Raw genomic sequence first — 13,233 nt, 5'->3', positions numbered from 1 at the left:
CGTGGGGATCCCTCAGGGTCAGAGTACATTACTAAAAAAGTACTCTGACCCCATAATTTCGTATTGCTAGTCGGTTTCGGCTTGCCATTCAGCTAATTGCTTAGCGATTTGTGTTGAGACTCGTTCGTCAACTATTGCGGCGCGTCGATTCATCTCGTGGTGCCACTGGCTGTCTCGTTTAATACGTAAAGGCACTGGCGCATGTCGGTCCAAAGGGCCTGGGTAATAGTATGCGTCAGCAACGTCTGAAAGCTTTTGATTTGTGCCGTCTGCAAATCGTGCTGAAACGCTGGATAAAGGGGAGTTCAATTCATTCTTTTCGTTAAGCAAAACGAGCGTAGGAGTAGAAATGTCAGGTATTGTCGATGTAGAAAAATGGGTCCATATTGTCGCAATATTTAGGTCCTTAAGCTTAGAAGTAAAGGGCACAAACTCATTGATTGCTTCCCCGCGCTTTAACGACACCGGTTGCTTTAATGTATGCATTGCGCCAAACAGAAGAATCGCTTTATCTTTTTGTTCAGCTATCTGCTTCACAGTTTTTTCATAGTTAACAATGCGTGTTTTGGTGAGAGACTGCCATTGCTCTTTGCTCAATCCTTCCCATTTAAACTCTGGTTCAGCTAGAGCTATGCGCACTTTATGGTTTGACGATGCATTGAGTAACCTTAGTGTCTGCACAAAATGTCGGTAATGCTCATATTGCCACGCCATAAAATAAATACTGTCCTGCCACAAAGGCTCTAACTCTTGCAGTGAAACCTTTGTATTGGGGTTAAGCAGATAATCATCCAACTCGGGCTGGTAATGGCTATTACCGAACTCAGTCACAATAACGTCGACACTCTCAAAGATATCACGATCAGACAGAGCGTTGATTAAGAGCTCGGTCGGTGCTGCGGAGCCGTGTATATCACCAATTGCCACGATTTGATGTTCGCTTAATAAATGCTTAAAGGTTTGATTTACCTCGTAGTTCCCAGTGTTAGCGATATGAGTTGAAGGCGAAACCTCGTTAGCAAAAGAAGTGTAAGGTAATAACATCGAACACATAACAATGACGAAGTGCGAATAAATCGAGAAAGAGTGGTAGCGCATCATATATATGAAAGAATAGTTTGTTTGTAATTGATTATCATTATTATTTATCGCAAATGAAAGGGGAGGTAAACATAAAACGGACGTTTTTACGCAATTCAATTAAAATAAAGTGATATGAAGGTCATTGGCTTTAAAAAGGTGAATGAGTTGTAAAGTCTGCCGCTTCTCCTTTATTACGGACCAATGTCGAATTGATTCGGCTCGAGTGCTTGCGTATTCTCGACATACTTAATGAAATAACTGCTATAGGTGATAAACGTTGTGTGTGAACTTTTAGGCATGAGTGCGAACACTCCTACTGACCTATGTTTTAGTTTTACCGGGCTGACTCGCCGCGGTGGTGAAACAGGGCCGCATAAAGACGGCTGGGGCGTTGCTTTTTATGAAGGGAAGGGCGTGCGTATGTTTCACGATCCCGAGCCTTGCGCCACATCACCCATCGCAGACTTTGTTTCGAAGTTGCCTATAAAAAGCAAGAATGCGATTTGCCATATTCGTCAGGCTAATGTGGGTAACATTAACTTAGCTAACACGCATCCCTTTACTCGCGAACTGTGGGGGCGATACTGGGTGTTTGCGCACAACGGACAACTACCTAATTTCTCGCGCCGGACGGGTGTTTACGAAGCAGTTGGGGATACCGATAGCGAAGAGCTTTTCTGCGATATTATGAATAACGTTAGGCAAAACCTCCCTCGAGACGCTATGCCTGAGCAGTTAGCTGAAAAGTTAGTTTCACTTGCAAAGGAGTACGCTCAGCAAGGTGTATTCAATTGCTTACTGAGCAATGGCGACTGGTTATTTACCTTCTGTAGTACAAAGTTAGCTAGCATTACCCGCAGAGCACCTTTTGGCCCCGCTTGTTTGAGTGATGTAGAGGTGGAAATTGATTTTGCAGCTGAAACCACGCCAAAAGATGTAGTGAGCATTATTGCTACTGAACCGCTAACAAACGATGAACAGTGGGATATCTACGAACGGGGCGAGTGGAAGTTATGGCAGGAAGGCGAAGTCATAGCCTCGGGTAAAGTGGATGTCCCTGAACACAAAAAAGAAGCCGAAATGGTTGCACCAGATCCATCGCTTCACGACTAATCACGAATTGTGGGGTCAGAGTAACTTTAATTGCCCCGCTCTCAAAAAGCTCGGCGCTGAGTTAGTAACCCAGCGTAATAATGTACTCTGACCCCAATACTCAGGTTAGCTTGATCGATAATGTACTCTGAACCCATTTTTAACCCAATACTTGGGTGATGGCTTGTTTAACTGCTTGGTAGCGGGCGGGTAGAGCGCTGTGGGGTGTTTGAACACTGTATAGGGGCTCGGTTACTTCATTTTTTGCTTTGTAGACAGTAAGTTTGTCGGCAAAAGACACAAAGTCTAGTGTGCTAGTGGGTAGCACAGTGTATCCTAACCCTTCGCTTACCGGCAGCAGAATTTGCGAAAGTTGGTTGATGTAGCCGGTATGAGGTAGCTTATTCGGATTAATGTTGGCTAACTCAGCTTCTCCGCAATCGTTAAAATAGCGCTGCAAGTAGTGCATAGCATCAGGGTGATTAATAAGCCCTAGATGGTTAAGGATGTCTTTTAACGAACTAGCATCATCAGTTTTGCTCTTTGCTTTTCCAGATACGCTTGCTACTTTTGCTCCCGAACCCGAACCCGAACCCGAACCCGAACCCAAACCCGAACCCAAACCCGAACCTGAACCTGAACCTGAATCCGAAATAAAACCCTGTGCGTTTTCAGATAACTCAGGAATCTGCGCAGCAAGCGCATCAGGTAGGCTACGCGGTAGAATAAGCCCCAATGCTTCTTCGCCTAAATACTCACTATGTATATCTTCGCTCTCTGGCTGGTTTGTCACAATGCCAAGCTCCAGCGTATTGTTCGCAATGCCTGACAAAATAGTACGACGAGGTGCGACTTCCACGTGAATATTAAGCGCGCTATGCTGCTTTTGCAGTGCCAGCAGAGCAGGGTAAATACGCTGAGCAATCGCGCCTGAGCAGGCCACTATGCACTTACCTTCAAAAGGGGCGTCAAACTTTAAGCTGGCAATAAAATCTTGCTCTTTTTCCTGCTTGTCCTTGGCATAGTGGTACACACGCTGGCCCTGTTCAGTTAGCTGAATGCCCTTGCCTAAACGGACGACTAATTCACACTGACATACCTCTTCCAGTTTCTTAAGGTGCTGACTTACGCCTGGCTGCGTCATAAATCGTTGCTCTGCGGTGCGCGTAAAGTTCCCCGTTTCTACTAACGTGATAAAGGTGTCTAGCCAAATAGGGTTTATCATTTTTCTATAATTTAAAATTATTAAATTTAAAAAATATCATAATTTCATGTTTAATCTTTGTCTAGCTACTATGTATGCACATTCACTTAAGCGGTGTTCGAGTTGGCCTTCTTGAAAAGGCCGCCGCTTAAGCCATTTTGATAACTTGCACTACATAGGAGTAAGTGATGACTGAAGCAGTAAAAACACCGTATCCACGTACGTTTTCTCATATTGGAATTTCAGTACCTGACTTAGAAGCTGCCGTGAAATTTTATACCGAAGTACTTGGCTGGTACCTCATCATGAAGCCAACCGAGATTGTTGAAGATGACTCGGCCATTGGTGAAATGTGTACCGATGTATTTGGTCCAGGTTGGGGGAAATTCCGCATTGCTCACCTTTCAACAGGTGATCGTGTTGGTGTTGAAATTTTTGAGTTCAGCAACCAAGAGAACCCAGAAAACAACTTTGAATATTGGAAAACCGGTATCTTTCATTTCTGTGTTCAAGACCCAGATGTTGAAGGCTTGGCTGAGAAGATTGTCGCTGCTGGTGGTAAAAAGCGAATGAGGGCGCCGCGTTATTATTATCCGGGTGAAAAGCCTTACCGCATGATTTACATGGAAGACCCGTTTGGCAACATCCTCGAAATTTATAGCCACAGCTATGAATTGCATTATGCTAGCGGTGCATACGAATAAGCATTAGTTGGTAAGGTCTGTTACTTATCGCTTCAAGCTTGCATGTGGCAGGCGTTAAATAAGTAGGCGTTAAATAAGAGAAAAGCGAGGGCGAAACAAGCAAAAGCTTGTTCAACGCACCTCGCCTCTTTGTTCTTTAACCGCTGATACAACGTGAGGTTTTATCCGAATTGACCCGAAACATAAGGGTTCGTGGCCTTTTCGGTTGCAACCGTAGTGGTTGGTCCGTGACCCGGGTAAATCGTCATATCATCCGGCAACACCATAATTTTCTGTTTAATCGAGTCTATTAATTGCTGATGATTACCTTGTGGGAAATCAGTTCTGCCAATAGAGCCTGCGAAAATGACATCCCCCACAATAACGCGATTACTTGAGCGTTCTACCAGCACGACATGACCAGGTGTATGACCCGGGCAATGCAGCACTTCTAGCGTTAAATTGCCCACTGAAATGGTATCGTTGTCGTTTAACCACTCGTTGGGAATAAAAGGTTGAGCGGGTGGAAAGCCAAACATCTGGCTTTGCTGCATAAGGGCATCTAACCAAAATTTGTCGCCAATATGAGGCCCTACAATAGGTACACCGTAATGTTCTGCGATGGCGACAGTGCCACCTACATGATCTAAGTGTCCATGAGTAAGTATGATTTTTTCTATACTCACTCCTTTATTTGTAGCAGCTTCAATTAACGTTTCAACGTCGCCACCTGGGTCGACAAACGCGCCTTTTTTAGTGGATGAGTCCCAAATTAAAGAACAGTTTTGGGCAAAGGGCGTAACGGGTATAACTTGAATTTCCACTGTTTAACCTTTTGATTCTTTGTTGCTTGGAGCGAAATAAAAAAAATAAAGAAGTGCGCCAACCACTAATTCTCCCAGTAAAAATAGCCATGCGTTGGTTGACGACTGTGCAATAGACCATGCGCAAACCCCTAGTGCGACAAAGGGTATCAGACGTCGAAACAGGTTTACAGGGCTGACGAATGGGCCTGCAGAACCTTTAAGGTAAGCGTCTTTCTCAGAAGTATCTTGATGCATGCTGCTTTGTGAAGTAGCGCTCTGCAATGAAGCCCGATGCGCTTTTATCAGCACCACTACACACACGGCGTAAACCACAAGCCGGGCAAGCACGCTTGAAATAGCCAGCCACACAAAGCTACCGCTAAGTGCCATAGCTCCTGCAAATATTCCCAGTATTGATATGGAAACAGCTGGGGTAGCAAAGGACGCATGAATCTCGCCTAACTTCTGTCCGAGTTTACCTGGAATAAGTGACTGCTGCGCCATAGAGAACGTTAGCCGAGACGTAGAAATCATATTTGCCAGTAAGTTACCGGCAACCGACACCACGGCGGTTAGCGTCATTATAAGCGCCCCAGTTTCGCCAAATATCATATTGGCGAGTGCGATAAGCGGTGCACTATCCGACTCTGCAGGCCCTACTGTGTGCCAATAAAGCCACTGTACGCAAAAGTAAAATATGGCAATACCTGAAACCGTAAGCATTAAAGCCCGAGGTATGGTCTTTTTCGGCGAACTGGTCTCGCCGCTTGTGACCACTACCGTTTCAAAACCAATAAAGGCGTAAAGCGTAAGTAGGGCACCGGCAGATATGGTGTCAAATGCTGGCACAACGGTTTCCGAAGAACGTGCTAGCGCAGTAGAAAAATCGAGCTGCCAGTAACCAACCGCAATAAGCGCCACGAAAGGCAGCAGTTTTAGCACCGAGATAGTATCAAGTGAACGCATGGCGGCCTTAAGGCCGACAATATTCACTACGATTAGTGCTGTGGTAAGCGCGATAATAGCGAATGACTTGCCTATTCCCGCATTCAGTTCGGGCCACACATAGCCGGCGTACAGCAATAACACGTGCATGTTGGCGGCAATCGCCGTTGCGCGAGCCAAGTAGTAAATAAAGCCAGTTTGGAACGCCGCTGCGTCGCCAAAGCCTTTCTGGGCGTATACCACAGGTCCACCGGTTTCTTGGTACAGCGCCGCTAGCTGCCCAAAACACCATACAATGGCCAGCATTAGCGCGCCAAAAATCAAAAAGATGTAGGGGCTGAAAGCGCCAAGTTCAGCGGCCATTTTAGCGGGCAGAGCAAAAATGCCCGCCCCAATGAGGCCATTTAACACCAAAAGGGCAGCGCCAATGCCGCCAATCCCTTTGGTTAACAGGCTCTTGTTATCATTGCTCATTTAGAAAAAACTTCTTCTCCAGCCACATAAGTAGCGTGTACTTCGGTTTTCCAAATGTCTTTGGCATCAATAGTAAAAATATCTTGGTCGACCAAGATAAAGTCTGCCCATTTTCCTGGGGTTAGTGTGCCTAAGGTATCTTCCATGTGCCCTGAATAGGCTGCATCTAACGTAAACCCTTTAAAGGCTTGTTCTATGGTTAACGCTTCGTGGGTATACCAGCCTTTTACGGGCTGATTGTTTCTGTCTTGGCGCGTAACTGCAGCGTGAAGACCGTAAAATGGGTTAGCAAGCTCAACGGGGAAATCAGAGCCTAAAGGCAGTGCTATGCCCGAATCGAGTAGCGTTTTCCATGCGTACGCGCCTTTTATACGCTCTTTGCCTAGTCGATCTTCCGCCATGTTTTTATCGCTGGTGGCATGAGTTGGCTGCATGGAAGGTAAAACCTTTAGCGAAGCAAAGCGGGCTAGGTCATCTGGCGCAATCACTTGTGCATGCTCAATGCGGTTGCGCAGTTCACTGCCGCCAATACTCTTAAACGTTGCTTCAAACTCGTTCAGTGCAACATGGTTAGCTTTATCGCCAATAGCATGGTAGTTAAGCTGAAAGCCTGCACCGATAACTGTGGCAAACAGTTGGGTCATGTCTTCTGGTTGAGTTAACAGTAAACCATGTTGATGCGGCGCATCTGAATATGGTTCAAGCAATGCTGCGCCTCGGCTACCTAGTGCGCCATCGCCATAAGCTTTAACTGAACGAATATATAAAAAGTCGTCTTTATCGCGAATAGTGCCATTGCCTAGCATGGTGCTTAATTCAGGATCCGTCGCACTCACCATGGCATAAATACGCACAGGCAAGTCACCTTCTACCGCTTCTTTTAAATAGAAATCGTAAACGTCTCTGTCTATGCCAGCATCGTGCATTGACGTAACGCCGTTTGCTAGTAAGTGCTCACCTGCTGCATGTAATTGTTGCTCGTAAATAGCGCTGCTTGCTTTAGGCAAGTGCGCTTCTATTAATTGCGATGCATTATCAATGAAAACACCGGTAGGATTACCGTCAGCGTCTTTAATGATTTCGCCCCCTGCAGGCGATGGGGTGTCTTTAGTTATACCCGCAATTTCCATCGCTTTACTGTTCACCCAGGTAGCGTGGCTGTCTACGCGAGCTAGTGCCACAGGTCGGTCAGAAATTACTTTATCTAGATCAGCCGCTGTTGGAAACGCTCTGTCAGACCACAATTCCTGGTTCCAACCGCGCCCGGTAATCCAAGCTTGTTGTCCATTTGCAAAGGCGTATTCGGCAACTGTCTTGGCCGCGTCTTGTGCACTGCTACTTTCTCGCAAATCGACTTCCAACAAGTTTGCGCCTAAGCCAAGCAAATGCCCGTGAGCGTCGATAAGCCCGGGTAGCATGACTTTGCCTTTGCCATCAATAGTGCTATCGACAGGCGTGTTATCTTTGTCGATATCTAATGCAACTACTTTGCCTTCATCAATGACAAGGTTTTTAAACGTAATCAGTTTGCCACTTTCATTTAACGTATAGCCTTTTACGTTCTCGACTAGCGTTGCAGCATCTACCGTAAGCGTGGTGGTCATAGCACCTAACGTTGCCGCTGTTGCAAACGTTGCGGTTAGCAATTTTGAAAGCGAGTGCTTTTTAAATGTCAGTGCCGACAATGTAGAGTTCATAGTGAGTTTCTGCCTTTTTTATTTCTGTTTTATTCTTTGTTCTTATACCGAGTTGTCCAAATTTCGATAGCTGTGCGCTAACAAAACGCTATGCCTCAACACGCTCAGTTTCTTCAAGTTCATCTTCGTCATCAAGGTCAAGGATAGGAGGCTGCAGCAAAAAATCTCTCTCCCAAATCTTAGCCATACTCGCCTGACTTATGTTTCCACCACTCAATATAACAAGAGCGGTTTGCCCAGGCGGGGTGTTGGCAGCCCAAGCCGCTACTGCAGCCATGGTCATCGCACATGTGGGCTCTATATGAAGCTTTAATAAATGATGTAGCCATTGGGTCCAATAAGCAATTTGCAGCTCGTCCACTTCATAGAAATCATCTATTTCTTGCAATATAGGGAACGTAACATCGCCAACAGAAGGCGTGGCAGCGCCGTCTGCTAAGGTATTTGGTGCATAGTCTAAGGCAATGATCTCACCAGCTTGCAACGACATAGAGGCATCATTCGCCTCGGCAGGCTCAGCGCCAATGACCAATGCATTTGGCTGTAGTGCGCGAGTTGCCAGCAATGAGCCCGACAATAACCCTCCGCCTCCGCAAGGCGCAAAGACAGCATCCACCTCACCAATTTCGTTAAGCGCTTCTAACGTTGCCGTGCCTTGTCCTGCCACAATATCCTTGTGGTTAAACGGCGGTATCCAGACCGTGTCTGGTGCTTTTGAGGCTTGCTCGACAGCAGCGTCTGCTTCTGGACGGGTAGGAAATAGTTTTAATTCAGCACCATAGCTTTGCGTAGCAGCAGCTTTAATCGGCGAAATGGTCTCACTCGCAAAAATAGTGGCCTTAATACCAAAGTGAGCTGCTGCATAGGCTACCGCCTGTGCATGATTTCCAGAACTATTGGCAACTACATGCTTCGGTAAACGACCTTCCTCTTTCAAGCGGGCTAAAAAATTCATGGCGCCGCGAATTTTGAATGCCCCAATGGTCTGTAAGCACTCCGCTTTAAACAGAATGCGGTTGCCCATCCATTTGTTGAGCAACGAAGATTCAACAATTGGCGTTTTCTTTACGTCGCCTTTTATTCGTTCATAGGCTTGTTTTATATCTTCGAAATTTGGGGAAATACTCATTACGTAACGCTCTTTTCATCTTGAGTTTTTAATGGGGTAGCGCCGACAAGGGCTTTTACGCACTAAAAGGAAATCGGAAGCCTTACAGTGCCAGATACTATTAGATAACGCCAGAGCCTATACCACATAAGACAATTCATATTTATTTCATAAACCTTCTTTAGTATACCGGCGCAAGTTACCGGAGACAGGCACATGTTAAGCAAACACAACCATCGTATTTACGCCTTACCTACGGTTTTGTTTCTTTTTCTAACCTTTTTATTTGTTTCAGCTGGTGTTTTTATCCAAAACGATGAACGCGCAGCACGTATTTCTAAAGCGCAGTCGGTTGCAGAGCAGGTAAAAATTAGTCTTGAAGTTTTCTCAAGCGAACGTATTCAAGCGCTGCACAACCTAATGCGAAACTGGCCCACCTTTGAGCCAAACCAAGTTGACTGGTTTAATGCGCAAGCCCTGTCATTGATGGGCATGCAGCGAGGCTTTTCATCGCTGGTATTTGTCGATGCTAACGGTGAGATAGCGTGGGTGGCAACGCCATCTTCCGGTATCAAAACCCGTATAGACAACAGCCTTATTGGCCATCCTATGGATGCGTTGGGAATCAGCATATCGCGTTTGTCCGAGGATTTGGAAAGCACGCTTTTGTATTCAGATGCTGCTCAACATCACTTTATCGTTGTGGGCAGGGCCATAAGCCCTCAAGAGCCTGAGCACGGATTTTTGGTGGCGGGGTTCGACGTACAAACCATATTAACCGTGATGTTAGGCGAGTTAGTAGGCCCACAGTTTAACTTTCAGCTTAACGCCGACAGTGCAACGCTTTTTCAAAGCGGTGAGTTAGTCAACGATGGCACCATTGTGTCACTTTTGCCGTTCAGTTTTTTAGAACGCGATTTTTACCTTTCCATGCAGTCTCAGCTAAGCCCATATAACGCTGGCTTGTTAATTATTATGATTGGGCTGTTGATGTCAGCGCTAGTGAGCTATGTGCTGCACAAGCAGCTTAAAGGTGCGGTTAATTTGTCTTTAAGTCAGCAGCGTTACCTCACCGCAAGCGAAGCCTCCCTTGATGCGCTTCTTATTTATCAGCCAACAGATGACGACTTTTCTCTAGTAGAAGCAAACTCATACAGTCGCTACCTATTTCGCGGTGCATGCGATGTATTGCGGTCTATGAGCTTAGCCGAGCAAACGCGTTATTTAGGTTTAAGCAGTGAATTTAAAAACGCCAAAAACGTTGCTGAACTTGGCGTGCCTTATGAAGCTCACCTTGCCATTCATAGCGATAAGATTGCGCCTCAATGGATAAAAGTTCAGGTGGTAAAAGCCGGTGACAATATTGCGGTAACCGTAAGGGACGTGACCGAACGTTTTCGCGCCCAGCACGATTTAAAGCGTAGCGAAGAAAAGTATCGCCGCTTAGTTGACGGCATGCACCGCCACTTTGTTTACACCAAGACCGTTGAGCACAACTTTATGTATGTGAGCGCAGGTATTGAAAAGATTTTAGGGTTTAGCGCAGAAGACTTCTGTGCAAACGAGTCGAAGTACGTTCGCCAAGTACCTGACGAGACGTTTGAGATACGTCAAACCATTGCCCGTGGCGAAAAGCCCGAGCCTTATATTGTGCATTATCAAGGCAAGGTCGGCGAACCGTTAGCGATTGAATTTTCAGACACGCCCATTGTCGACAAGCAAGGATTACTGGTTGCCGTTGAAGGCATAGCACGTGATGTGACCAAAGAGCTGGCGCTGCAGGAAGAAGTGTATTTTCAAGCAAACCATGACCAGTTAACCGGGCTGTTTAATCGCTATGCATTTGATGAAAAACTGCGAGAGATCCTTGATGAAACGCATAAAGCGGCTGGTCAGCAGGGCGAGAGCAAGGCTTTAAACCACGTTGATTTTGAAAAAGTGGCGAGCATCAATTCGACTCGCGCTTACCCCAAGCAAAGCGTGATGTGCTTTATCGATATGGATCGATTCAAATTAGTAAACGACAGCTGTGGTCATCCAGCCGGCGATAAGCTGTTAAAAGAAATCTCCACCATATTTAGGCAATACGTGAATGGGCAAGATCTGCTTGCCCGAATAGGGGGAGACGAGTTCTGCATTATATTTCGCAATCAAAGTTTGGATGAGGTGACAAAGCGCCTAGACAAGCTTTTATTGGCGATTTCAAATTATCGTTTCGTTTATGACGACAAGTTGTTCTTTGTGGGGGCAAGCATTGGCGTTATCGAAATAAACGAGAGTACACAAAGTGCAGAAGCGTTAATTAAAGCTGCTGACAACGCGTGTTACAAAGCCAAACACTTGGGGCGAAACCGTTACTTTGTGTTTCATGACAACGACTCGCAAATGGCCATTGATGATAGTGAAAATCAGGTGCTACATGCCTTGCACCACGCATTACAAAACGACGGTTTTGAGTTGTATAGCCAAGCTATCATGCCGCTTAACGTGCCCAATCAAGAAAAGGCCGCCCAGCTTCAGCATTACGAGATTTTGCTGCGCCTACATGCAAAAGACAGTGGCCTTATAAGTCCAGGGCTTTTTATCCCGTTGGCAGAGCGTCACGGTTTAATGAACAAAGTGGATATGTGGGTGGTAGATAACACCCTTAAAACCCTTGAAAGTAATCCTGCTCACATCGATACCGTGGGCAAAGTCGCGATTAATTTATCGGGTATTACATTGGGTGATGAAATGGCGCTGCATAAGATTGCAAAGCGTATGCAAAGTACTTCTGTACCTGCTGAGAAAATTTGTTTTGAGATTACAGAGACAACAGCGGTAACTAATTTAAGCGCTGCTAAACACTTCATTTCTACACTACGTGATTTGGGGTGTAGCTTTGCCTTAGATGACTTTGGTGCAGGTATGTCCTCGTTCACCTACCTTAAAAATTTAGATGTTGATTACGTTAAGATTGACGGCTCCTTTGTGCGAAATATCGTTCACGATCCTATCGATCATGCTACAGTAACTGCGATAAATAATATCGCGCACAGTATGGGTAAACAGACCGTGGCCGAGTTTGTGGTCGATAACTCGACCGCAGAGGTTTTACGAGACCTTAAAGTAGATTTCGGTCAAGGCTTCGCTTTAGATAAACCCAAGCCGCTGGCGCATAGAGTTCAATGGCGAGTTAAACTTGCCTCTGCCTAAAAGGAAAAGTCATGGGTTTATTTGATACCATCATGGGTAATGCAAGCGAGACTAGCGCTTCAGATGTTCAAGAAGAGCTTACGCCTATACTTGCTGCTAACGAAACCGTTACCTCTGCGTTTAAATTAGTGCGCGATTTGAGTGTATTCACAAACAAGCGCCTAATCCTTATTGATAAACAAGGCCTTACCGGGCGTAAAGTGAACTATCATTCAATACCTTATAAATCTATTACGCAGTTTATCGTTGAGACGGCAGGGCATTTTGATACTGACGCCGAACTTAAAATTTGGCTATCGGGCAAAGCCGATCCAATTGAGATTGAACTAAGTGCATCGTCTGCTCAGGCGGTACAGCAAAACCTAGCAACCCAGATGTTTAGCTAGTTTCTGCATTTGTAATACTTGATAGATGCTTTGAAGTAGCAAGTAAAGAAAGTCTAATCACCCTGCAAGTGCACAAAGCGCTACAACGCAAACATGCACAAAATAAGCGTTAATTAAACTGACCAAAAAAAAGCGATGCTTCATAAGCATCGCTTTTTGCTTTTTACTGCTTTCTAGGGCTTGTTGAGCTTAGATGTACAGAGATCAACATGCCCCAGGCTCTAACCGTATTAGTCTTTCAAGTTACGGTTAAAGAAGTTAGTAATAGTTTTGTATAAATGAATGCCCGTTTGCTTACCACGGATGCTGTGTTTCTTGCCCGGGTAATCCATAGTTTCAAATGGAATTGCCAAGTCTTGAAGGTGCTTGTAGAGCATTGTTGAATGGGTAAACAACACGTTGTCATCTGCCATGCCGTGGTAAATCAAAAGGTCGCCCTTCAGATCTTTTGCGTAAGGGAATACTGATGACGCAGTGTAAGCATCGTCATCCGTATTTGGGTTGCCCATGTAGCGTTCAGTGTAGTGGGTATCCCCCTGTGTCAGGATAGTTGTCGCCTC

At 45.5% G+C, this 13,233-nt stretch carries 11 protein-coding genes; 4 read left to right on the top strand and 7 right to left on the bottom strand.

Annotated elements, in window-relative coordinates; all coding sequences use genetic code 11:
• Positions 1-66: 66 nt before the first annotated feature.
• Positions 67-1,044 (bottom strand): hypothetical protein, encoded by a 978-nt coding sequence (locus ACX5KA_RS17320; protein ID WP_458731760.1) that lies wholly within the window; start codon positions 1,042-1,044, stop codon positions 67-69.
• A gap of 318 nt (positions 1,045-1,362) precedes the next feature.
• Between ACX5KA_RS17320 and ACX5KA_RS17315 the strand changes: the two genes are divergently transcribed.
• Positions 1,363-2,196 carry a class II glutamine amidotransferase gene (locus ACX5KA_RS17315; protein WP_039216369.1) on the top strand — a complete coding sequence of 278 codons (834 nt, stop codon included), beginning with the start codon at positions 1,363-1,365 and terminating at the stop codon, positions 2,194-2,196.
• Positions 2,197-2,335: 139 nt separating this feature from the next.
• On the opposite strand, the gene ACX5KA_RS17310 is transcribed toward ACX5KA_RS17315, so the two are convergent.
• Positions 2,336-3,400, bottom strand: coding sequence for a LysR family transcriptional regulator (locus tag ACX5KA_RS17310; RefSeq protein ID WP_458731759.1), 1,065 nt, complete (start codon positions 3,398-3,400; stop codon positions 2,336-2,338).
• 167 nt (positions 3,401-3,567) lie between these two features.
• On the opposite strand from ACX5KA_RS17310, the gene ACX5KA_RS17305 reads away from it, so the two are divergent.
• A complete protein-coding gene (locus ACX5KA_RS17305; RefSeq protein ID WP_458731758.1) occupies positions 3,568-4,083 on the top strand; it encodes a lactoylglutathione lyase family protein in 516 nt (171 codons plus the stop codon).
• Positions 4,084-4,244: 161 nt separating this feature from the next.
• On the opposite strand, the gene ACX5KA_RS17300 is transcribed toward ACX5KA_RS17305, so the two are convergent.
• The 4 genes from ACX5KA_RS17300 to ACX5KA_RS17285 all read right to left on the bottom strand — a co-directional run bounded on the left by ACX5KA_RS17300 (position 4,245) and on the right by ACX5KA_RS17285 (position 9,113).
• Positions 4,245-4,886, bottom strand: a complete 642-nt coding sequence (locus ACX5KA_RS17300; RefSeq protein WP_458731757.1) for an MBL fold metallo-hydrolase — start codon at positions 4,884-4,886, stop codon at positions 4,245-4,247.
• A gap of 3 nt (positions 4,887-4,889) precedes the next feature.
• The gene (locus ACX5KA_RS17295; protein ID WP_458731756.1) at positions 4,890-6,287 is read right to left on the bottom strand and encodes an APC family permease; all 1,398 of its coding nucleotides are present in this window, start codon (positions 6,285-6,287) and stop codon (positions 4,890-4,892) included.
• Positions 6,284-7,984, bottom strand: a complete 1,701-nt coding sequence (locus ACX5KA_RS17290) for an amidohydrolase (RefSeq protein ID WP_458731755.1) — start codon at positions 7,982-7,984, stop codon at positions 6,284-6,286. Before ACX5KA_RS17290 ends, ACX5KA_RS17295 begins: the two co-directional genes overlap by 4 nt.
• Positions 7,985-8,072: 88 nt before the next feature.
• Complete coding sequence (locus ACX5KA_RS17285) at positions 8,073-9,113, bottom strand: serine/threonine dehydratase (protein ID WP_239220167.1); 1,041 nt, start codon at positions 9,111-9,113, stop codon at positions 8,073-8,075.
• A 195-nt stretch (positions 9,114-9,308) separates the two neighbouring features.
• Here ACX5KA_RS17285 and ACX5KA_RS17280 point away from each other — a divergent pair, with 195 nt between their 5' ends.
• Positions 9,309-12,287, top strand: coding sequence for a putative bifunctional diguanylate cyclase/phosphodiesterase (locus ACX5KA_RS17280; RefSeq protein ID WP_458731754.1), 2,979 nt, complete (start codon positions 9,309-9,311; stop codon positions 12,285-12,287).
• A gap of 11 nt (positions 12,288-12,298) precedes the next feature.
• Positions 12,299-12,673: a PH domain-containing protein gene (locus ACX5KA_RS17275; protein WP_014950757.1), complete on the top strand. Its 375-nt coding sequence runs from the start codon at positions 12,299-12,301 to the stop codon at positions 12,671-12,673.
• A 230-nt stretch (positions 12,674-12,903) separates the two neighbouring features.
• On the opposite strand, the gene ACX5KA_RS17270 is transcribed toward ACX5KA_RS17275, so the two are convergent.
• Positions 12,904-13,233 (bottom strand): alpha/beta hydrolase family protein (locus tag ACX5KA_RS17270; protein ID WP_458731753.1); only part of this gene is annotated, 330 nt, incomplete at its 5' end.

The sequence above is a fragment of the Alteromonas alvinellae genome (assembly GCF_902705805.1).
Note: the sequence above shows the minus strand (reverse complement) of the source record. Positions and strands in the feature narration are given on the sequence as shown.